The sequence below is a fragment of the Chitinophaga ginsengisegetis genome, from assembly GCF_900168065.1.
GTDB lineage: Bacteria > Bacteroidota > Bacteroidia > Chitinophagales > Chitinophagaceae > Chitinophaga > Chitinophaga ginsengisegetis.
Window position 1 is genome coordinate 499,694 of record NZ_FUZZ01000005.1, and the last position, 20,438, is coordinate 520,131.

The following is a 20,438-nucleotide window of genomic DNA, read 5'->3' on the forward strand; positions in this document are numbered from 1 at the left end:
ACAACAAATATGAAAAGAAAATTTCTCCGGCATAGTAACCTGTCAGATTTCCTGCTGCGAAGCATGGATGTAAGAGGAGTGATGATGGCTGCGCTTTGCGTACTCCTGTTCCTGTTGCCTGGTTGCAAAAAATTCTTTGATGTGCGTCCCAACACCACCAGCATCAATCCTACCACCATCAGGGATTTTGAAGAGATGCTGAACAGTGATTCCCTGGCGCTATGCAATTATCTGTTGGCGGACTTTATGAGTGATGATGTGCGGCTGGAAGATGTACACCTGTCTGCCGACGCCGTTTCATCCTATACCCGGTCTTATTTATGGGAACAAACCATCTGGAAACCAGGTGAGTCCGACTTTATGTACAACGCTTCATATACCCGTATTCTGCAAATGAATATTGTATTGGAGCGGATCGGCCGGGCAACGGGGAGTGAAGAACAGAAAAGTGTGATCCGCGCGCAGGCGCAAATTAACCGCGCATGGTATTATCTGCAATTAGCCAGTTTGTATGGATCAGATTACCAGGCGGCAACAGCCGCCACTGATCTGGCTGTTCCTTTGGTATTGCTTCCTGATGCCAGTGACCAGCCGGTAAGGGCCACTGTACAACAGGTATACGACCAGATCATCGCGGATCTGACAGCTGCAGTAGCTACACCCGGTTTACCCGGTATGGGGCAGAATGTGGTGCATCCCGGTAAAGCAGCAGGGTATGCATTACTGGCAAGAATTTATCTGAATATGGCTAAATACCCCGACGCACTCAACGCCGCGCAATCAGCATTAACGATTAACAGCCAGCTGCTGAAATACAACCGGGATTATGTAGCGCCTTCCAGTTTGCTGGATCTGTCGAAGAATCCTGAAATATTACTTGCCAGGCTATGTGTGGATTATGATTTCTACAATATCCGGCATACTGCTTTTCATATTAGCCCTACACTTCGTGCCGTACTGGATAGCAATGATATAAGGTTACTCGGCAATTTCGCAGATGGCGGTCTTTATATCAACGGCGGCAACTTTAGTGCAGTGGCATTTAATTATAGCCTCGGCGTGCCGGAGGTAATGCTGATAAAAGCCGAATGCCTCGCCAGGCAGGAAGATGCAGCAGGGGCACTGGCGTTAGTCAATGAGCTCAGAAAAAACCGCCTGATCACCTATGATCCGCTGGGCAGCACCACAGATGTACTGACCACGGTATTACAGGAAAGAAGAAGAGAACTCTTCTGTTATGGTGGACTACGGCTTTTTGACCTGAAACGGCTGAACAGGGATAGCCGCTTTGCACAAACCCTGCAAAGGTTCGCCGATAACGGTACTACGTTGAAGGCCACATTAGCCGCCAATTCACCGCGTTACCTGATGCCTTTTTCTCCTCTCATTATTGCTAATAACCCCGCTATTATACAGAACCCACGGTAAAATAAGCGTCATGATAACGATGAACCAGTCGATAGAGAATCAGTTATTTTCCATCAAAGAAACGGGAACAGGTCGTATGTGTTTTGAAGACGAGGCAGGATTTAGTGCAATCGTACAGCATCATTCTGCCAAGCTGCTCACCATTGTTACTTATATCACCAGGAACCGGCAAACAGCGGAAGATATTGTACAGGAAACTTTTCTGAGGTTGTGGGAAAAGCGTGTGACAATAACGCCTGATAACCTGGGTGGCTGGTTGTACAGAGTAGCCACTAACTTAGCTATGGGGCATTTGAAACGAGAATCCTTCAAAACCAGGGTGTATGCTTCTTTGCGCACATCACAACAGGAATTTGCCACTGAAGTGGAAGAACGTTTGGTACAAAAAGAAAACAGGATTGTTTTTAATAAAATATACACCCGCTTGCCTGAACAACAACAGGCCGTATACCATCTGAGCAAAGTGGACGGGCTCACCAGGGATGAAATTGCGCATCATTTAAAGATCTCTCCACATACGGTTAAAAACCATCTGAGCAGAGCCGTTCAGTTTATAAAAGAACACATCGGCGGTGTTACCCTCTTCTTTTTATTTTTTGTTTTTAACAATATATTTTTTAATCGCACTAGTACAAAAGCAGCGTCTGATAGTTTATATACTATACAGCAACAGGCAAACGGCAAACCAATATTCCCTTTAAAATCAGGTGCGTCTGAATTAATGAAACTGAAGCTGAAATAAGGCAGGTCATTAATCCGGACGGGTGAATGAATTCATGGAGCATTTCATGAAAAGGAACTTGCTATGTCTGTTGACAAAGAAATTATTCAACAATTAAATAAAAAACATGAAAACAAGAACACTCTTACTGGCCGCTATGATGATTTGCGGAACATTTGCTGCAAAAGCACAACAGGATAGCACAAAACAATATCAGAAAATAGAGCAGTTGTTTGCTGCGATGAACCTGGAACAAGCCTATATGCAATCAGCTATTGTAGCGGCAGATCAAACTGCTGCGGGTTCAGCGCAGCTGGCTGGCAAGAAGGAAGATGTACGTGCTTTTTTTATCAGGTATGCATCGTATCCTGCCTGCAAAAATGACTTGCTGAAGTTGTATGCAAAATATTATACCACGGAAGAAATAGAGGTGCTGACAGCATTTTACAAAACATCGGCCGGAAAGAAACAGCTGACCACTGCCGCCCAGTTACAGATGGAATCCGCGCAAATGATGAGTGCCAATCTGCAGGCACACGCAGAAGAATTGAATAAACTGAATGCTCCTGCTGCCGGCGGTTCTCAGAGCCGTTAGTTTACCGTATAAGCCGCCGCCGTTGCGCGGAGTATTTAACAAGCAAATTGTCAAACGAATATTTTATGACTTCCATTTTAAGAACGGAGAATCTTTCTCACCGGTATAACAGCACCTGGGCCATACGCGACATCAATATTGAGGTGGAACAATCAGGTATTGTAGGATTGCTGGGCTCAAATGGCGCGGGCAAATCCACCACCATGAATATTATTTGCGGTGTGTTGAATCAAACGGAAGGAAGCGTGTATATCAATGGTATTGATCTCAGAAAATATCCGGAAGCAGCGAAGAAAGAAATAGGATTTCTGCCACAGAATCCTCCGTTGTATACAGATCTTACGATCGACGAATACCTGACCTACTGCGCGCAACTCAGGCTGATGGATACAGGTAAGATCAAACCGGCCGTGGAAGAAGCGAAGGAGCGTTGTGGTATCACGCACTTCAGCTCCCGGCTTATCAAAAACCTGTCAGGTGGTTACCGTCAGCGGGTAGGCATTGCGCAGGCTATTATTCATAAGCCAAAACTTGTGGTGATGGATGAACCCACCAACGGACTTGATCCCAACCAGCTGATTGAAGCGAGAAAACTCATCAGGGAAATAGCCATTGACCATTCCGTGCTTTTATCCTCGCATATCCTGTCCGAAATCAATTTGCTCTGCAAAGAGATTATCATGATAGAGGCGGGCCGGATGGTGTTTTCAGATAGTATGGACGCATTCAATAATTACGTGCAGTCAAAAATTATGCTTTTACGCATGGAAAACCCGCCACCGAAAAGTGACTTGTTAAGAATACAGGGCGTTACCCAGGTGGAATTTCTGACGAACAAACAAGCGAGGGTTTATTTCGATGGCAGTCATGAAGATATTTCGGAGCGACTGATCACAGCGAGCGTGGAACAGGGATGGAAATTAAAAGAGATAGCACTTGATAAGGGGCTGCTCGATGATGTTTTCAAACAACTATCCTCCCAGTCTCCACAATAAAGCGCAACTAATGAAGACGATATTTCAAATAGCAAAGAATGAGCTTCGTAACCTGTTCTATTCACCAATAGCCTGGTTTCTACTGATTGTTTTCCTGGTGATGTGCGCGTATTTTTATACAGGCACCACCTATTCCTGGGCGAAACTCGCCCACCTGGCGTATTCCAATGATCCTAACTGGGTTTACCGTGCCACGGACTCTGTAACTTCGAGTATTTTCCTGGACAACGACGGTATCCTGATTAATGTATTGCAAAGTATCTATTTGTTTGTACCCCTTCTTACGATGGGCATCATTAGCCGGGAAATCAACAGTGGTACCATTAAACTGCTGTACTCTTCACCGGTTAAACTAAGCCGGATTATCCTGGGGAAATATCTTGCCCTTATGATCTATAACCTGCTGCTGGTGCTTATCCTCAGCATTTTTATTATCTCCGGGTTTTTTGATATCAAATCGCTGGACTATGGCCCCCTCTTATCAACACTGCTGGGGTTTTACCTGTTGTTGTGCACTTTTACGGCCATAGGCTTTTACATGTCCAGTTTAACGGCTTATCCCATTGTGTCCGCGATTGCCAGTTTTACGGTGTTTTTTGCATTGATGAATATCGGGCGCTTATGGCAGCAGTATGATTTTGTAAGAGACTTTACCTGGTTTCTTTCTATTGCGGGACGCACCGAAAAAATGGTGACCGGTCTGATTACTACCAAAGATGTGATCTACTACATCATTATCATCTACCTGTTTGTCAGTTTTACATTATTAAAATTGCAGGGCGAACGGGAATCCAAACCCTGGTTTGTAAAAGCCGGCAGGTACGTGGCTGTGGTTTTGTCCGGCCTGTTGATTGGTTACATTAGTTCGCGTTCCCGCTTTACCGGGTATTGGGACACCACCGCCGGGAAAACGAACACACTCCTTCCGCACTCACAAAAAATTATTAAATCATTCGACGACGGCCCGCTGGAGGTAACGCTTTACACCAACTTACTTGGCGCAGGCGCACAGGCCGGCCTTCCGGAATGGCGCAATGTTTACCTGGAACGCTGCTGGGAAAATTACCTTCGTTTTAACTGGAACATCCACTTTAAGTATGAATATTATTACGACGCTGACAGCACCGGTGTGGGCGGCACTATTTTTAAAGAGTTTCCGGGAAAGAGCCTGGAACAAATAGCCGTTGAGGTAGCAAAAGTGTTAAAGGTGGATGTATCCAACTTTAAACCCCCGGCAGAAATGCGCAGGCTCATTGATCTTAAACCGGAAGGCTACCGCCTTGTGATGCAATTGAAATATAAAGGACGCGCTGTTTTCCTGCGGACATACGGCAATGGCGACTGGCCCCGGTCCCCGAACATGGATGCCACACTGGAACGGCTGCTGGGTACTAAAATGCCGAAAATAGCCTTCATCAGCGGAGAACTGGAACGTAGCATTTATAAAAACGGAGAACGGGAGTTTTTCCAACAGACAATAAGCAAAGATAATTCCGGTGCATTGGTGAATATCGGTTTTGATGTGGACACCGTTAACCTGGCTACACAGGACATTGCGCCTGATGTGACCACCGTAGTGCTGGCCGATCCTAAAATGGATTTAGGCGCCCCAGTATTGAACAAACTTAAAAGTTATATAGATAAGGGAGGCAATATGCTGATAATGGGCGAACCTGGTAAACAGCATATTCTGAACCCCCTGCTTCAAAAGACAGGCTTTCAGTACGTGAACGGCAAGCTGGCGCAACCCGGCTATAATAACGCGCCGGATATGGTGATGCCTTATATGACGGCGACAGGGCTCAGTATGGCGAAGGAAAACCCTGCCTTGCCGATGAATCGTTTATGGACCAACGGGGTGTATGATGATTCGCTGAAATTAGAGATGCCTTCCGCTATGGGAATTGTTAATTCCGGAGACAGTGGTTTTGCCGCAAAGCCGTTGTTTGCAACGGTTCCCGGAGCCGTATGGTCAAAAGCCGGAAAATTTGTGACGGACTCGGTGGCCCCGGTATTCAGTCCGCAGGAAGGCGACATTCAGATAAACTCTTTCCCTACCTGTATTCAGCTAACGCGGCAGATCAATAACAGGGAACAACGGATGATTGTGTGTGGAGATGCCGACTTCCTCAGCGACCAAAAATCATACTCCAGTTGGGTGAGCAGGACATTCTACTGCTGGCTGAATGATGGCCGGATGCCGATTTACTCAAACTATCCGTATGCCAGCGACAATATGCTTAGTCTTAGCCCGGCCAGGGCAACGGTACAGAGAATAGCATACCTGTGGGTATTGCCTGGTATATTATTATTCCTGAGCACCGTATTGCTGATCAGGAGAAAAAGGAAATAAATAAGCGCACCAATGAAGTTATTATTTAGAATTGCAAAGAATGAATTCCGGTACCTGTTTTACTCACCCATTGCATGGTTTCTGATCATCGTGTTTTTGGTGCAATGCGCGCTCGTTTATACGAGCCCTGTTTATGACCTGGCACTTTACCAGGACATGGTGCTGAAAAACAATCCCAGGCCAACAATATCGATGGCGGCGGGTTCATTAACCCTGAAGGTTTTCCTGGCGGGTGGCATATTTCTCCGTGCAATAGGAAATCTGTATCTCTTTATTCCTTTGCTCACGATGGGGTTGATCAGCCGGGAAATCAATAATGGAACTATTAAGTTATTGTATTCCTCGCCGGTTCAGTTGAGGCAGATTGTGCTGGGAAAGTATCTGGGCATCATGCTTTACAGCCTGCTGCTGATAGCGATCATCGGAATTTTTATGATCACCGGCTTTTTCAATATTAAAAATGCTGATTACGGCGTGTTGTTTTCTGCCGCCCTGGGATTTTATCTGATTGTATGTGCTTATTCGGCTATTGGATTGTTTATGTCCAGTCTTTCCACTTACCAGATCGTATCAGCGCTCGCCAGTTTTACCGTGATCTTTATTCTCAGCCGGATTGGTGGCCTGTGGCAGAAATATGATTTTGTAAGGGACCTTACCTATTTCCTGTCTCTTCAGAACCGCACCGGAAAAATGTTGCAGGGGCTGATTACTACGAAAGATGTTATCTATTTTATAGTGGTTTCGTGGATGTTCGTTGGCTTTACGCTGATAAAACTGCGGAATGCACGGGAAGTTAAGCCCTGGTACATAAAAGCGGGCCGGTTTGCAGGCGTTTTTGCGGTAACCCTTATGACCGGCTACATCACTTCCCGCCCTGCAATCACCGGTTACTGGGACACCTCCGCCACCAAAATGAATACCATACATCCCCGCACACAACAGCTGCTGAAAGAAATGGGTGATACCACGCTGGAAGTTACGCTGTATACCAACCTGGTAGACCGCCTGGTAGCCCACGGACTTCCCGAGGTGCGGAACGTAAGTTATCTGGGCAATTTCTGGGAAGCCTATTTACGTTTTAAACCAAACATCTCATTTAAGTATGAATATTATTACGATACGGATGCGAAAGGAACAGACAGTGCATTGTATAAAATGCTTCCGGGTAAAAACCTGAAACAGATTGCAGCGGAATATGCGGATGCGATGGACCTGGATCTGTCGATGTTTAAAACGCCGGAAGAAATGCGCAAGCTGATCGACCTCAAACCGGAGGGCTATCGCCTGATCATGCAATTAAAATACAAGGGACGCACCGAATACCTCCGCACTTTTGAGGATGATTTTGTATGGGCCGACGAGCAGAACATGAATGCAGCCCTCAAACACTTATTGTATGGAGATATACCAAAGTTATTATTTGTGAGCGGTGAACTCGAACGCAATATTTATAAAATGGGGGAGCGGGAATATGCTTATCATACCACTTCAAAACCAGCCCGCCGTGCTTTGATAAATGTGGGCTTTGATGTGGATACCATCAACCTTACCACGCAGAACATTCCGGCCGGGATTACGGCGCTTGTACTGGCCGACCCTAAAATGGACCTGAGCCCGGCTGTGTATGAAAAGCTTAAAAAATATATCGATGCAGGTGGTAATATGCTGATCACCGGTGAACCCGGCAAACAATATGTACTCAACCCACTGCTTCAGCAAATCGGCGTGCAGCTGATGAATGGACAGCTGGTACAGCCAACTTATAATGAAACCCCGGATAAGGTAAAACCCTATCTGACAGCAACGAGTGCCGGTCTTGCTGAAGAACCCGCGATGCTGGTATTACGGGAGAGACTACAGGCGCACTTGACGGGCGATTCAATAAAAATACTCATGCCGGGCGTTGCGGGAATTTCCTACACCAGGGATAGTGCCTTTACGGTGGCGCCATTGGCTATGACCAGTCCGGATCGCGTATGGCTGAAAGCGGGCAACCTGGTGACGGATTCCACGCTTCCTCCGTTTAATCCGCTGGCGGGAGATATCAAACAGGCTTCCTTTCCCACCGTTGTGCAATTAACAAGGTCCGTTCGCGGGAAAGAACAACGGATCATTGTGTGTGGCGATGCTGATTTTTTGAGTAACCGCCGGTTGGCGGAGAGCTTTTTCGGCAATGCGCTTCATAGCTGGTTAAACTATAACCAGTTCCCTGTTTATACACCGCGTCCGCAACCGGAGGATACCCGTCTGCAGGTTAATGCAGAAGTGGCCGGTTTGCAGAAAATCATCTACATATGGGTGCTGCCGGGTGTGATACTGTTAATAGGCATCATACTATTGATTCGCAGAAAACGGAAATAACGATTCGCTTACTAAATACAAATAAGATGTTACGAACCGACGAACAAACCATAGAAGACCTGGGGATATTTGGAAAAAAAAGCGGCAGCGGGATTTATGATATCTACAACCGCTCACATACCAGGGGAGGCGAAGCCTTACTGGAAGAGATGTTCCGCAGCCCCTTGTCCGATAAGGACGCCATCAACAGGCGCAGCAGTATCATCGAAGATTTTGCACGACTGGGCATGTCCTTTCCTTACAATGCCTCGCTGTTTGACATGGCGGAAAAGTATCTTATCAGCGGTGAAAAGAATTCAAAAAGCAAGAACGATCCAACCTTACTCGGTGAAAAAGAGATACAAAACGGCGTGGGAGCGGTAATAGAACTTATTCGTCTTACAAAAAAATTCGTGGAGCAGCACGATGTGAAAAACATAGCTGCTTACGCAGCCGAGTGTGAAGCGATTACCCGGCTGCTGGCCGATCCTGTTTTTGAACCTGTACTCAAAGAACAGCCCAAAGGAAAATTATCCTATGGTGCGGTAACGGCGTATGACGCCTTGTTCAGGGTAAGCGACCGGGCTAAAGTAGAAAAACTGTTAGGTCATATCTACTACCTGGATGTATATATGTCCGTTGCCGGAACAGCTACAGAAAGGAATTTTATCTTCCCAAAAGCATTAGATAAAGGACTGTGTGAACTTAAACTTGAAAGTGTATACCATCCCGCGTTAAAGAACCCGGTAGGCAATGATATTACGATGAACGCCGCACAGAATGTTATTTTTCTGACCGGGGCCAATATGGCCGGTAAATCCACCTTTCTTCGTTCACTGAGTACCGCCCTGTACCTGGCCCATATGGGGTTTCCGGTGGCTGCAAAGGGCATGACGTTCTCTGTGATGGATGGTATTTATACCACGGTGAATCTGCCCGACAACCTGGGTATTGGCGCCAGCCATTTTTATGCGGAAGTGCTGAGGGTTAAAAAAATGGCGACCGAGTTAAGCACCGGCCAGTCATTTTTTATTTTGTTCGATGAGCTGTTCCGCGGTACCAACGTAAAAGATGCTCATGAAGCCACCGTTGCTGTTACAAATGGCTTTGCAACAAAACAAAACAGCATGTTCATTATTTCCTCGCATATAGTGGAAGCAGGAGAGGAGCTAAAGAAAAAAAGCAATATCGACTTTCTCTACCTGCCCACACGAATGAACAACCATGTGCCGGAATATACCTACACATTGGAAAAAGGCATTACAGACGACCGGCACGGCATGGTGATTATTCGTAATGAAGATATCCTGAACATACTGGAGAAAGGAAAGAAAAAAAGAGCGCAGGAATCAGCATCCCGCCAGGTGAAACCAGTATGAAATGCTTTCACCCCATCTGCGTAATGGTAAGCAGGAGAAACAACTGGCAACTACCATAGAAGCGCTTCGTAGTACTGGTAAAAAATAATAGTCGTATGAGTTTTGGAATTGACAAACAAACCCTTGATGAACTGAATCTGCTGGGCAAGTACCGTCAGGGATCAGTGTATCATTTATTTAACCGGGTAAAAACACGCGGCGGAGAGCAATTGCTTGATAACATGTTCCGCTTTCCTTTAGATAATGAAGCCACGATCAATGAGCGTAGCAGCATCTTTCAATATTTCCAGCAGGCAAAGCTCTCTTTCCCCTTCGATGTGCAGCAGGTAAGCCTGATGCGGGAGTACCTCGACATGGGCGCGAATAAAAATGCTGCGCTGGTATTGGCCGGCACGCTTATTAAAAAATGGCTTTCTACGCTCACAAGGGACGAGCAGTATAAAAAAAATGTACAGGGATTACAGGCTACTATTATCACCCTCAACAAGTGCTATGCTTTTGTAACAGCCATGCCTGCGGAGGGAAACCCCTATTACCCCCGCATACAGGCAATTAAGAACATCTTATCTGATAAGCGGATAGCGCTCCTTCGCAATATCGACATCTACCAGGCATTGCCAATAAAAACCTTAGCCAGTTACGACCATTTATTAAAGGGAAGGTTGTACCGGCAAATGGAAGACATCTTACAATTTATTTACGAAACAGATGTATACATTTCAGTAAGTGCGGTGGCGGCGGAAAAATCATTCAGCTATGCCCGGGCGCTGCCGCCGGAAACAAATGTGCTGTCGGCTTCAGGGCTTGCCCATCCATGTATCGACGGAGCCGTGGGCAACCGGATTTTTATGCATGCAGACAGTAATGTACTATTCCTCACAGGAGCCAACATGGCGGGCAAATCCACGCTGATGAAATCGGTGGGTATCGGATGCTACCTGGCGCATATGGGATTCCCGGTGGCGGCTGCGAAAATGGAATTTTCCGTCAGGGAAGGATTGTATACTTCCATCAATGTGGCAGACAATATAGGTCTTGGCTACAGTCATTTTTACGCCGAGGTAGTGAGAGTGAAACAGGCCGCAGAAGCGGCAGCAAGCGGGAAAAGATTACTGCTCATGTTTGACGAGCTGTTCAAAGGCACGAATGTAAAAGATGCTTACGACGGTACGCTCGCTGTAACAGAGGGTTTTTCCGATTACCAGGAATGCCTGTTCATTGTTTCCACGCATATTATTGAAGTAGGCGAAGCGCTGAAGTCCCGCCACAATGTTCACTTCGTGTATATGCCCACGGTAATGGATGGAGCGTATCCCCGTTATACTTACCAACTGCAGGAAGGTATTACGGAAGACCGGCAGGGGATGATGATCATCCGCAACGAAGGCATCCTTGAACTACTGTACAACAAAACTCCGGACAAATCATCATGAAAAAAAGTACGTTCTTACTAACAGGTATCATTATACTGGGCGGACTGCTACCTGCCGTGGCGCAAACTTCCGCTGCTTCCGATATATATACCGATTACCAGCATTACTTCAGCGACATAAAATTTGGGTTTCCCGGCAAACGCGCTATGATGCAGGATTTGAAGGACAGCGCGGCCCTGCTCACAGACGAAACACCTCCGGCCGGTAATAAAATCAAACTTCTTTCCGCCACCACCAAAGTACTGGCCGATGAAGAGATTTATGCCAGGAGAAAAAACAGCGTATTCATTGTAGGAAAACTGCAGAAGGCAAAAGACAGTACAGACGCACTATCATTCGGTTTAACAGGTACCGCTTTTGCGCTGAACCCGGATGGAATATGCGTAACCAACTATCACGTGTTGAAAAGCATAATTGTAAATGATAACCCGGAAGCTGCGAAAGACAGTGTCTACTTTATTATTGCCCATGATAAACAGGTTTATTTCATAGAAAAGATACTTGCCTATTCTCAAAATAATGACCTGGCTATTTTTAAGGTGAACACCAATGGTACACCGCTCCAACCAATACCAGTTGGGAAGCCTGCAGAAGTGGGAACTGCCGTTTATTGCATTTCCCATCCTACCGGTTATTTCTACTACTTCAGTAAGGGTATTGTAGCAAGAAATGTGACCATCGGTGCCCGGCAGGCTGCGGCGGGTTATAATCCCCTGGGTAAACCACCCATCCGGATGGAGATTACAGCAGACTATGGCGTGGGTTCAAGCGGAGGACCGGTACTGGATAAACGGGGTAATCTTATCGGGATAGTTTCCTCCACACTGCCGCTGGGAGCCGTTGTGAAAGATGATGCCGGCAATGTTACGGGGCATCAGCAAATGGTGATAAAGGATACTCTGCCTGTGAGTGCATTACAGGAGTTGCTGGGCAATTAAATCTTCCAAAGAGAAGCTGGTAATTTCCAGATAATCTTATATTTAGATGTGAGAATGGAAGATAGTTACCTGAAAGCGCTTTTAGGGTAATTTTCTGTAACAACGGATAGCACTATAAAAAGCAACATATGAAATTTCTTTCCCTGCAACCATTTGTTCCTTCGGGAAGTGATTTTGAAAGATCAAAGCAGCTATTTTCAGCGTTAGGGTTTAACATCAGTTTTGAAGCACCCGGTTATGCCGGTTTTGAAAAAGATGGTTGCCGGTTTATTTTACAGCACTATGATGTTCCCGATTTTGCGCAGAATTTTATGATCACTGTAGGGGTTGAAAATGCAAGTGAATTCAGAAGTGAGATGATTGAAAAAAAACTGCCGGAACGGTTTGGAATACGGATCGGGGAAGTAACACAGCAGCCTTATGGCAAAGAAGTGAATATTATTGATATAGCCGGTGTATGCTGGCATTTTGTTGAATAATTTATTTGTATTTTTAGTTTGATCCTATTGTTTTTTAGTTTGCAAAACCTACAATATGAACAAGGAAATACAAGCCTACAACGATTCAATGTCAGCTGCAGATAAGGCTATATGCGAAAAGCTGGCCCGGGAAATTGACAAACACCTGGCTGAAGCAGAAAATAAAATCTGGCACCGGCACCCGGTGTGGTTCCTGAACGGAAACCCGGTTGTTGGCTACAGCAAATTAAAAGACAGCATACGCCTGTTGTTTTGGAGCGGCCAGTCGTTTGATGAAGAAGGGCTGCAACCGGAAGGTTCCTTCAAGGCTGCTGAGGCCCGCTACACAGATGTGAAACAGGTAAACACAGATTTGCTGAAACGCTGGCTTGAGAAAGCCGCAAAGATCCAGTGGGATTATAAAAACATCGTTAAACGCAAAGGCGTATTGGAACGATTGCTTTAGCTTCCTTTACACATTCACCCGCTGCAATAACTTCCTGCTTTCCTTACTCACAAAGGTGATCGGCACAAACTTGTCTGTAGGCGCGCCGATATAATATACGGTCCACTCCGGATCGTGGTGCGACAACATTTCACTGATACAATCTGCCCGGTGCCCCATCGGGTTGGAGCAATCGTCCCAGTAAAACAACTCCACCCGGTAATGCAGTTGTTGCTTCTGGTTGTTAATGGTTACTTCAACTTCTATCTCCTGCTTACCCGGGAGTGGTGGAATTGGAATGACAATGTGGCTCATGGTATTGATGTTATACAAGCGCTTCCACAAGAAGGTTGCCATATCCGGGCAGTATGCAGCATATATCACTTATGTATAACTGTTTTCTGTAATTGTTCATGCGCGGGCGCTGCGTGTCCGGAAACGGACAATCTGAAAAACAGCAGGTCAATGAAGTGTTCTATTTATTGAATAAAGAGTTGGGCGGATACCCGAAGTAATTTTTAAACGCACTTGAAAAATGGGAGAGGTTTTCAAAGCCCACTTCAAAATAAACATCAATAGGTTTCCGCTTCTTCTCCGACATCTCATAATGCGCCAGTTGCAGCCTTTTTTCTGTGAGCCATTTTTGCGGTGTGGTATGATATGTCTTTTTAAAATCCCTTCTGAAAGTAGCCAGACTGCGGCCGGTAAGGTAGCCAAAGCGGTCCATCGTCATGTTAAACATAAAGTGCCGCTCCATAAAGTCAGAGAGATTTATTTTGCCCGGCTCTTCAAAGTCGGCCAGCAAGCCATCCACGCTTTTGTCAATGGACCTCAGTATACTGATAGCTTCCTCAATTTTAATAGCGGCGATATCCGGCGGTAGGTTTTCACCAAGATCAAAATAGGGGATCAGTGAAGCAAGGCAACTTTCCAGCAGCGGGTGTTTGGAGAAACGATATACTTTTGGCTGAGATACTATTCTGCCCACTGCCTTATGCCTGGCATAAAAGTCCTTCAGCCGTTCTTTGGTTAAATGCATGGCTACCGCTTTGTGTGGCGCGCCGTCTTTCGGGTAATTGATAACAGTGGTCAGCTGGTTACGCGGAATGAGAAAAATATCACCGGAATGGAAAGTATAGGTCGCATCGGCCTGTATAATTTTTGTTTCGCCTGAGATAAACCAAACCAGGATATGGTGCTCAAAGATCACTTCTGTTTTGAACCCCTTGCCTTTAAACTCCGACAGCTTAATATCCGGCGTAATATATTTCGTTTCAAATTCCATTTTTCGAACGATAGATTTATGGAAGAAAATAAGCCGAATATATGAATTCGGCTTGTGATAGAAGATTTTAATCAGTTGACAGGGAACGCAACACCCGTTAGTTTTTCCGTTAGCGCCCACAGCTTCCTGGCATTTTCAGCATCAACCGAGTAAGGTTGTACGCCTCTCAGCGACGATGGTTCATTATAGTTGTGTGCAATATTTCCTTCATCCAGTACGGCTACGTCGGCATCCTCGCAATATACGCCGCCCAAATCATTTAATTGAGGGGTGGTGGCGCACCATACCTGTGTAGCAGCGCCCTGTTCAATACTTTTGAGTTTGGCGGCCACTTCCGGTCGTATATTCCCGGCTTCGTCATGTGTGCCCATTTGCTGAAACAAAGCCATTGGGGCAACGCGACCCAGGTCGGTTCCATTTACCGATCCGGGATGCACGGAAAAAGCGCGTACACCAAAAGCCTTGCCGCGATGGTCCAGTTCTACTGCAAAAAGATTATTGGCAGTTTTGGATTGTCCATAGCCCTGCAATGTTTCATACACCCGGTTTGTAAAATTGGGGTCCTCGAAATCGAATGGCGCCATCTGGTGACCGTAAGAAGATACATTTACCACACGCGCGCCACGGGCCTTTTTCAAAGCAGGCCAGAGTTTTGCCGTTAACTGAAAATGACCTAAGTGATTGGTGGAAAGTTGTGATTCATAGCCCCGTTTATCGCGCTGTAAAGGTACCCACATAATGCCGGCGTTATTAACCAGTATATCGAGGGTATCATTTGTGGTGAGGAATTTTTCTGCAAAAGCATCGATAGATGCCGGGTCCATAAGATCCATTGTTTCGATGGTTACATTATTTATCCCTTTTAAATTATTGGCTGCTTTATGGATATCGCGGGCCGGCACGGTTACTTTTGCCCCGGCGGCAACAAACGTTTTCACAGTTTCAAGCCCTATACCTGCATAGCCGCCGGTAACTATGGCTGTTTTACCGGTAAGATCAATACCTTTTATAACATCATGCACCGTTGAGGTAGCGTTGAATCCGGAGTGGAGGGGTTGCTGAAGAGCGCCACTATAATTGTCTTTTAAATTCATAGTTTTAAATTTTATGAGACAAAGCTAGTGACCGCGTGACGAAACCGTTTTGTTTAAAGCGTCAAAGTACTTTGTTTAAAACGTCATTTCCCGAATATCAGTATAAGTACACAATTGCCCAGATCCCGGTGATAACAGGAGGCGTAAAAAACAGGAAGCTGATGGCCATCCAAACGAATGGGTTTCTATTGTTGCAGCGTATTGATAAGAAAGGATTCCATTGGCAGTAATATAACTTTTTGCGAAATTAGTTCAAATCAATCTTTTCCTATATTGCAGTATGAAAATATTGTTGATAGCCCTAACGTTAACCGGTTTCTGCAGCTGCTACAATAGTACGGAAAGCTATGATGAAAGCCGCGAACTGGTACCCAATCCTGAAGGATATCAGAAAGATACAGTTATTCAGTCACCAGTAGACTCCGTTCAGCTGATGGATACTGTTGGTATGAAGACGCAGGCCGTCCAATAACTATCGGAGAAACGATTTTTTAAGTATTGAATCCATTAATATTTTAAATATGACCGAGAAACCCATTTTTTATTCCGAATCAGATAACCCGGAAATGATTAAAGCCTTTCATAAAGCCCAGGAAACGTTCAGGTATTTCTGGAGAGAGCTTTCCTGGGAGTATCGCAGAATTGTTCCTGCATTGGATCTGGCTTGCGTAAAAATAGCCTTCATGCAAAATGTTGCACATCAAACAACTCCTGCGGTAGAGCATATGTGGATTAATGAAGTGGAATTTGATGGAGATATGATTAGTGGTGTGCTCATAAATGATCCAACAGAGCTGACAAATATTAAGAATGGCGACTTTGTTGAAGTACCACTAAGCCAGGTCAGTGACTGGTTATTTAGCAGCCAGGGAGACACCTATGGAGGATTTACCATACAGCAGTTGAGGTCCACTATGGGGGAGGCGGAACGTAAGGAACATGATGAGGCCTGGGGATTGAATTTTGGGGACTACCATAATATTCAGCTCGTTTATGGACAAAAGGAATACCCGGAGCATCTTATTGATCACCCTATGAGTATTAATATGAAGGATAGCCTGATAAAATTTCTACAAGAACATCCGGATGAAATAACTAATCAGAACGAAGCCGGGTATACGCTTTTACACAGGGAAACAATATCAGGCAACAGGAGTTCCGTTGAAATTTTGTTGCAGCTGGGTGCGGATAAAGCTATTAAAACCGGTAATGGAAAAACAGCATTGGATTTTGCAAAGCAGGTAGGTTGGGAACACCTGGTGCCATTGCTTCAGTAACTTTATTTTTAAACTATCATGAAAGAACTGATCACCAACAAAGATTATGAGGGAATCAAAAGGGCGCTTACTGAAAACCCTTCACTGGCCAATGAAGGGATTCCTTTTGATGAAAAGAACACTACTAAGGCACATCCGCTGCACCGGATCTGTGATGGCGTATTTGCCCATACCTATACTGATAAAGAAGCGGTGGAAATGGCCCGGATATTTTTAGCGCATGGGGCAAATGTTAACGGCTATGAATTAACTGATGGACAGGATACGCCGCTGACTGCAGCTGCCAGTTTGCATGCGGAGGAGACAGGCATTTTGTATATAGAAAACGGCGCCGCTATTGATCATGCAGGCTGTCATGGTGGAACCGCTTTGCATTGGGCTGCCTGGGTGGGAAGTGACAAGCTGGTGGAAAGACTGATCCGGGAAAAAGCAGACATTCATAAACGATGTGTTGCCTTTAAAGGTACCCCGCTTTTATGGGCCGTTCATGGGCTCAAATACGGCGGCGCAGAAAACAGGCGTCACCAGGTTGAGTGCGTGCGGCTGCTGCTGGCCGCTGGCGCCGATAAAACGGTTCCAAATATAGACGGTACCACTCCATTGGAGTTTCTTGATGAAACAGATACGGAGTTAATCGACCTGTTAAAATAGCGGGGGCTTATTTCTGCCCGATTCCTGCAAGCGCGCTTAATTCAAATTCAAAAGCGCCTGGTCCGAATCGTTGAATAAGTTGTTGCTCCAGTTCATTGGCCACGCGATCATAGTCCGCCGGGGCTTTTTCTTTTACCTGTCTGCCCAGGGGATGCTGATGAAAATAACTGGTTACAATATGTTTGGGTGAGTTGGCATGTCCTTTAAACTTCAGGTACACTGCTTTATGATGGGCAAATCCGGCCTGTTTAAGATAGGCGTTTAACAGGTTGGGATCATGTAATGCGAACGGCGTATGGAAGCGGCTTGTATCCTCTCCTTCAAACAGGGGGATTATTATTTCGTCGATCAGCAGTTTAAATAATCCCATGCTGGCCGTATGATCCCAGGTGGTGAACACAAAATGACCGCCTGGTTTCAGCACACGGTACGCTTCATTTACACAGCCTTGCTTATCCGGCAGGAACATTAACCCGAACTGGTTTACTATCATGTCGAACGAGTGATCCGCGAAGGGTAATGCCTGCGCATCGGCCAATTGAAACGTTATAGCAGAATGCCCCAATTGCTGTTGTGCCAGTTCCAGCATATCAGGGTTAATATCTGTAGCAGTAATACTGGTAGATGCAGGGAAGCTCTCCCGGAGATGTTTGGTGAGCCTGCCGGTGCCGGATGCTATTTCCAGGATAGATTGTGCCGGAAGCGTAACAATATGTGGCAGCAACGCTTTGGCCGATGGTTCAAAGATGAGGGGACCCAGGTGTTCTTCATAGTTGGAGGCGTCGTTGCCTGTAATTTTATATACTTCTTTATTCATGATTTTTATTTTAAAAGATCAGGGTATCATATGATGGGTATCCGGCCGGAAACGGGTTGCGAATAAAAATAGCTGATTTTTTGATAAACTGCTTTAAACACTTTTTTCTTACTTTTACCTCCTTACCTAGCTACAGAAGGAGATCGCAGCCAACATTTACATAGAGCACGAAGCCGTATATCTTCGGCGTATCGCCAATGGTGACCACCTGGCGTTTGAAGTGGTGTTCCGTTATTACCGCGACAAAGTATTCAACATTGCTTATAAGCTCACCGGCTCCCGTGAAATGGCGGACGATATTGTGCAGGACATCTTTTTACAAGTTTGGCTGAAACGAAGCATCATGGCCGATGTACAGCATTTCAAGGCTTACCTGTTCACGCTCTCCCGGAATTATATTGCCCGCTATATAAAGCGCAATGCCCGTCTTATTTTTACCCAGGCATCCGAAAACGATGGCGTACCTGAGGAGGCCGCCGACCGGTTGCTTCAGGAAAAAGAGTACGCGGGCATCCTGCAACAGGCCATTGCCAGGCTCCCGGCCCAACAGGCCGAAGTATACCGCCTCAGTAAACAGGAAGGACTGAAAAGGGAAGAAGTAGCCGGCATCATGGGCATTTCCCCTGAAACGGTTAAAGCGCACCTGGCGCTGGCTATGCGCAGCATCAGGGCTTATTGCATGATGCGTCTTGGTATTCCCGTATTGGTATACCTGCTTATTTCATAAATTTTTTTCAGGGACTATACCCCCATCTTTCTTTTTCCGGCCTCTCATATAACAGAGGCACTAACGCTGCTCCTTTTTATATGAATGAAACCAGGTTATCATATCTGTTTAAAAAATTATTAGATCAGTCTTTATCCCCGGCGGAAAAGGAGGAATTGGGCATGCTGATAGAGCAGCAGCGGGACGATGCACCGCTTGAAGAGCTGATCCAGCAGGCATTGGAAGATGCCCCGGTGGAACACCGGATGGATGACCAGGCTACCCGGCAGGTGCTGGATGCTATCCGGTTTGCCGACAGTGAACCGGCCTTACACGTTAGCCACAGGCGTAGCTGGCTGCGTACAGCCGCAGCAGCCGCAGTGTTCATAGCAGTAGCAGCAACCGCTTATTATTACTGGCCGGTGCGTTCCGGCAGAACACCGGTGGTGAAAGTGGAAGATGTACAACCCGGCGGCAATAAAGCACTGCTCACACTGGCCGATGGCCGCGTGGTAGCGCTGGACAGCAGCAGCACACAAACCATGCAGCAAGGCGCCGCCTCTATACATAAACAGGGCGGGCAGCTGGTATATACTGCTGCCAGGAATAGCAATCAGCCGGAATTTAATACACTCCGCACTCCCCGCGGCGGCCAGTTCAAAGTACAGTTGCCCGATGGCACCAATGTATGGCTCAATGCAGCCAGTTCACTCAGGTATCCTACGGATTTCAACGGAACGGAACGGCTGGTACAGGTATCCGGCGAGGCTTTTTTTGAAGTGGCAAAAGATGCGGCCCGGCCATTCAGGGTTGCAGTGAGTAAGCATCATTCCATTATAGTGCTGGGCACACGCTTCAACGTAAAAGCATACAATGACGACGCGATCGCAAAAACTACTTTGCTCGATGGAGCGGTGAAGGTAACCTTCAGTATGGGGAAGGTACAGGAAGTACAGCTGCAGCCGGGTCAGCAGGCGCAGGTGAGCGCTGCGGACGAAACCATGCAGCTGGTTAAACAGGTAAACCTGGACCAGGAAATGGCGTGGCGTTCAGACGCTTTTAGTTTTGAAGGACAAACACTGGAAGAGATCATGAAACAGATTTCCCGGTGGTACGATATCGATGTGGTTTTCCCCGGCAAAGTACCGGATATATCGTTTGGGGGAGGTATGAGCAGAGAGGTAAATCTGAAAGAGGTACTCGACTTTCTCCGGGATTCGCGGGTACATTATAAGCTGGAAAGCAATGGCAAAAAACTGATCATCACACAATAGCCTATACTATTATCAATCAAAAACCAACCAGATACCAACCATTATTTTTTAAAACACTATCAACCAGATCTATGTATGATGAATGCAACGTAGTTAAAAGAATGCTACCGGGGTTCCAATAAAAAACGGCGGCGATTGGACCCGCCACCGTAAAAGAGATTGGGATGCTGTGTCACAACAATTGGCTTAATCATTATTTACATCAACCCAAACATTGCAAATCTATGCAAATTAAACCACATTGCTACC

Annotated in this window: 20 protein-coding genes; 16 read left to right on the forward strand and 4 right to left on the reverse strand. The window is 46.0% G+C overall.

Translation table 11 applies throughout. The features are described 5' to 3' along the window. Positions 1-9 precede the first annotated feature (9 nt). The 11 genes from B5Z18_RS28195 (at position 10) to B5Z18_RS28245 (ending at position 13,106) form a co-directional block, all read left to right on the forward strand. Complete coding sequence (locus B5Z18_RS28195) at positions 10-1,428, forward strand: RagB/SusD family nutrient uptake outer membrane protein (protein ID WP_079472893.1); 1,419 nt, start codon at positions 10-12, stop codon at positions 1,426-1,428. 10 nt (positions 1,429-1,438) lie between these two features. After that, positions 1,439-2,170, forward strand: a complete 732-nt coding sequence (locus B5Z18_RS28200) for an RNA polymerase sigma factor (RefSeq protein WP_079472894.1) — start codon at positions 1,439-1,441, stop codon at positions 2,168-2,170. Positions 2,171-2,276: 106 nt separating this feature from the next. After that, a complete protein-coding gene (locus B5Z18_RS28205) occupies positions 2,277-2,744 on the forward strand; it encodes a DUF2059 domain-containing protein (protein ID WP_079472895.1) in 468 nt (155 codons plus the stop codon). 65 nt (positions 2,745-2,809) lie between these two features. Further along, the gene (locus tag B5Z18_RS28210; protein ID WP_079472896.1) at positions 2,810-3,739 is read left to right on the forward strand and encodes an ABC transporter ATP-binding protein; all 930 of its coding nucleotides are present in this window, start codon (positions 2,810-2,812) and stop codon (positions 3,737-3,739) included. Between the two features lie 10 nt (positions 3,740-3,749). Then, positions 3,750-6,092 carry an ABC transporter permease subunit gene (locus tag B5Z18_RS28215; RefSeq protein WP_159454458.1) on the forward strand — a complete coding sequence of 781 codons (2,343 nt, stop codon included), beginning with the start codon at positions 3,750-3,752 and terminating at the stop codon, positions 6,090-6,092. A gap of 12 nt (positions 6,093-6,104) precedes the next feature. Further along, complete coding sequence (locus tag B5Z18_RS28220; protein WP_079472898.1) at positions 6,105-8,453, forward strand: Gldg family protein; 2,349 nt, start codon at positions 6,105-6,107, stop codon at positions 8,451-8,453. Positions 8,454-8,479: 26 nt separating this feature from the next. Continuing rightward, complete coding sequence (locus tag B5Z18_RS28225; RefSeq protein ID WP_079472899.1) at positions 8,480-9,811, forward strand: MutS-related protein; 1,332 nt, start codon at positions 8,480-8,482, stop codon at positions 9,809-9,811. 95 nt (positions 9,812-9,906) lie between these two features. Beyond that, positions 9,907-11,244 (forward strand): MutS-related protein, encoded by a 1,338-nt coding sequence (locus B5Z18_RS28230; protein ID WP_079472900.1) that lies wholly within the window; start codon positions 9,907-9,909, stop codon positions 11,242-11,244. After that, a complete protein-coding gene (locus tag B5Z18_RS28235; protein ID WP_079472901.1) occupies positions 11,241-12,182 on the forward strand; it encodes a S1 family peptidase in 942 nt (313 codons plus the stop codon). Before B5Z18_RS28230 ends, B5Z18_RS28235 begins: the two co-directional genes overlap by 4 nt. Before the next feature lie 128 nt (positions 12,183-12,310). After that, positions 12,311-12,661: a VOC family protein gene (locus tag B5Z18_RS28240; RefSeq protein ID WP_079472902.1), complete on the forward strand. Its 351-nt coding sequence runs from the start codon at positions 12,311-12,313 to the stop codon at positions 12,659-12,661. A 55-nt stretch (positions 12,662-12,716) separates the two neighbouring features. Further along, entirely contained in the window at positions 12,717-13,106 is a 390-nt protein-coding gene (locus B5Z18_RS28245; RefSeq protein ID WP_079472903.1) for a DUF1801 domain-containing protein, read from the forward strand. Between the two features lie 6 nt (positions 13,107-13,112). Here the strand turns inward: B5Z18_RS28245 and B5Z18_RS28250 are convergent, their stop codons facing one another. From B5Z18_RS28250 to B5Z18_RS28260, 3 genes are all read right to left on the reverse strand, one after another. Further along, a complete protein-coding gene (locus tag B5Z18_RS28250) occupies positions 13,113-13,442 on the reverse strand; it encodes a hypothetical protein (RefSeq protein ID WP_200817378.1) in 330 nt (109 codons plus the stop codon). A 118-nt stretch (positions 13,443-13,560) separates the two neighbouring features. Further along, positions 13,561-14,370: an AraC family transcriptional regulator gene (locus tag B5Z18_RS28255; protein WP_079472904.1), complete on the reverse strand. Its 810-nt coding sequence runs from the start codon at positions 14,368-14,370 to the stop codon at positions 13,561-13,563. A gap of 71 nt (positions 14,371-14,441) precedes the next feature. Next, on the reverse strand, positions 14,442-15,464 hold the full coding sequence (locus B5Z18_RS28260; protein ID WP_079472905.1) for an SDR family NAD(P)-dependent oxidoreductase: 1,023 nt from the start codon (positions 15,462-15,464) through the stop codon (positions 14,442-14,444). Positions 15,465-15,744: 280 nt separating this feature from the next. On the opposite strand from B5Z18_RS28260, the gene B5Z18_RS28265 reads away from it, so the two are divergent. Genes B5Z18_RS28265 through B5Z18_RS28275 form a run of 3 tightly spaced genes read left to right on the forward strand, consistent with a single transcriptional unit; the run spans position 15,745 to position 17,392 of the window. After that, positions 15,745-15,936: a hypothetical protein gene (locus B5Z18_RS28265; RefSeq protein ID WP_079472906.1), complete on the forward strand. Its 192-nt coding sequence runs from the start codon at positions 15,745-15,747 to the stop codon at positions 15,934-15,936. Between the two features lie 49 nt (positions 15,937-15,985). Continuing rightward, complete coding sequence (locus B5Z18_RS28270; protein WP_079472907.1) at positions 15,986-16,741, forward strand: DUF2314 domain-containing protein; 756 nt, start codon at positions 15,986-15,988, stop codon at positions 16,739-16,741. A gap of 18 nt (positions 16,742-16,759) precedes the next feature. Further along, positions 16,760-17,392, forward strand: a complete 633-nt coding sequence (locus B5Z18_RS28275; protein ID WP_079472908.1) for an ankyrin repeat domain-containing protein — start codon at positions 16,760-16,762, stop codon at positions 17,390-17,392. Positions 17,393-17,399: 7 nt separating this feature from the next. Here the strand turns inward: B5Z18_RS28275 and B5Z18_RS28280 are convergent, their stop codons facing one another. After that, the gene (locus B5Z18_RS28280; RefSeq protein WP_079472909.1) at positions 17,400-18,209 is read right to left on the reverse strand and encodes a class I SAM-dependent methyltransferase; all 810 of its coding nucleotides are present in this window, start codon (positions 18,207-18,209) and stop codon (positions 17,400-17,402) included. 190 nt (positions 18,210-18,399) lie between these two features. Here B5Z18_RS28280 and B5Z18_RS28285 point away from each other — a divergent pair, with 190 nt between their 5' ends. Both B5Z18_RS28285 and B5Z18_RS28290 read left to right on the forward strand, forming a co-directional pair. Next, on the forward strand, positions 18,400-18,936 hold the full coding sequence (locus tag B5Z18_RS28285) for an RNA polymerase sigma factor (RefSeq protein WP_262488125.1): 537 nt from the start codon (positions 18,400-18,402) through the stop codon (positions 18,934-18,936). Between the two features lie 80 nt (positions 18,937-19,016). Then, positions 19,017-20,189, forward strand: coding sequence for a FecR family protein (locus tag B5Z18_RS28290; RefSeq protein WP_079472911.1), 1,173 nt, complete (start codon positions 19,017-19,019; stop codon positions 20,187-20,189). Positions 20,190-20,438: the final 249 nt, after the last annotated feature.

Coding starts and splice junctions, on each gene's coding strand:
- B5Z18_RS28195 (WP_079472893.1), top strand. CDS start 10: ATGAAAAGAAAATTTCTCCGGCATAGTAACCTGTCAGATTTCCTGCTG.
- B5Z18_RS28200 (WP_079472894.1), top strand. CDS start 1,439: ATGATAACGATGAACCAGTCGATAGAGAATCAGTTATTTTCCATCAAA.
- B5Z18_RS28205 (WP_079472895.1), top strand. CDS start 2,277: ATGAAAACAAGAACACTCTTACTGGCCGCTATGATGATTTGCGGAACA.
- B5Z18_RS28210 (WP_079472896.1), top strand. CDS start 2,810: ATGACTTCCATTTTAAGAACGGAGAATCTTTCTCACCGGTATAACAGC.
- B5Z18_RS28215 (WP_159454458.1), top strand. CDS start 3,750: ATGAAGACGATATTTCAAATAGCAAAGAATGAGCTTCGTAACCTGTTC.
- B5Z18_RS28220 (WP_079472898.1), top strand. CDS start 6,105: ATGAAGTTATTATTTAGAATTGCAAAGAATGAATTCCGGTACCTGTTT.
- B5Z18_RS28225 (WP_079472899.1), top strand. CDS start 8,480: ATGTTACGAACCGACGAACAAACCATAGAAGACCTGGGGATATTTGGA.
- B5Z18_RS28230 (WP_079472900.1), top strand. CDS start 9,907: ATGAGTTTTGGAATTGACAAACAAACCCTTGATGAACTGAATCTGCTG.
- B5Z18_RS28235 (WP_079472901.1), top strand. CDS start 11,241: ATGAAAAAAAGTACGTTCTTACTAACAGGTATCATTATACTGGGCGGA.
- B5Z18_RS28240 (WP_079472902.1), top strand. CDS start 12,311: ATGAAATTTCTTTCCCTGCAACCATTTGTTCCTTCGGGAAGTGATTTT.
- B5Z18_RS28245 (WP_079472903.1), top strand. CDS start 12,717: ATGAACAAGGAAATACAAGCCTACAACGATTCAATGTCAGCTGCAGAT.
- B5Z18_RS28250 (WP_200817378.1), bottom strand. CDS start 13,442: ATGGCAACCTTCTTGTGGAAGCGCTTGTATAACATCAATACCATGAGC.
- B5Z18_RS28255 (WP_079472904.1), bottom strand. CDS start 14,370: ATGGAATTTGAAACGAAATATATTACGCCGGATATTAAGCTGTCGGAG.
- B5Z18_RS28260 (WP_079472905.1), bottom strand. CDS start 15,464: ATGAATTTAAAAGACAATTATAGTGGCGCTCTTCAGCAACCCCTCCAC.
- B5Z18_RS28265 (WP_079472906.1), top strand. CDS start 15,745: ATGAAAATATTGTTGATAGCCCTAACGTTAACCGGTTTCTGCAGCTGC.
- B5Z18_RS28270 (WP_079472907.1), top strand. CDS start 15,986: ATGACCGAGAAACCCATTTTTTATTCCGAATCAGATAACCCGGAAATG.
- B5Z18_RS28275 (WP_079472908.1), top strand. CDS start 16,760: ATGAAAGAACTGATCACCAACAAAGATTATGAGGGAATCAAAAGGGCG.
- B5Z18_RS28280 (WP_079472909.1), bottom strand. CDS start 18,209: ATGAATAAAGAAGTATATAAAATTACAGGCAACGACGCCTCCAACTAT.
- B5Z18_RS28290 (WP_079472911.1), top strand. CDS start 19,017: ATGAATGAAACCAGGTTATCATATCTGTTTAAAAAATTATTAGATCAG.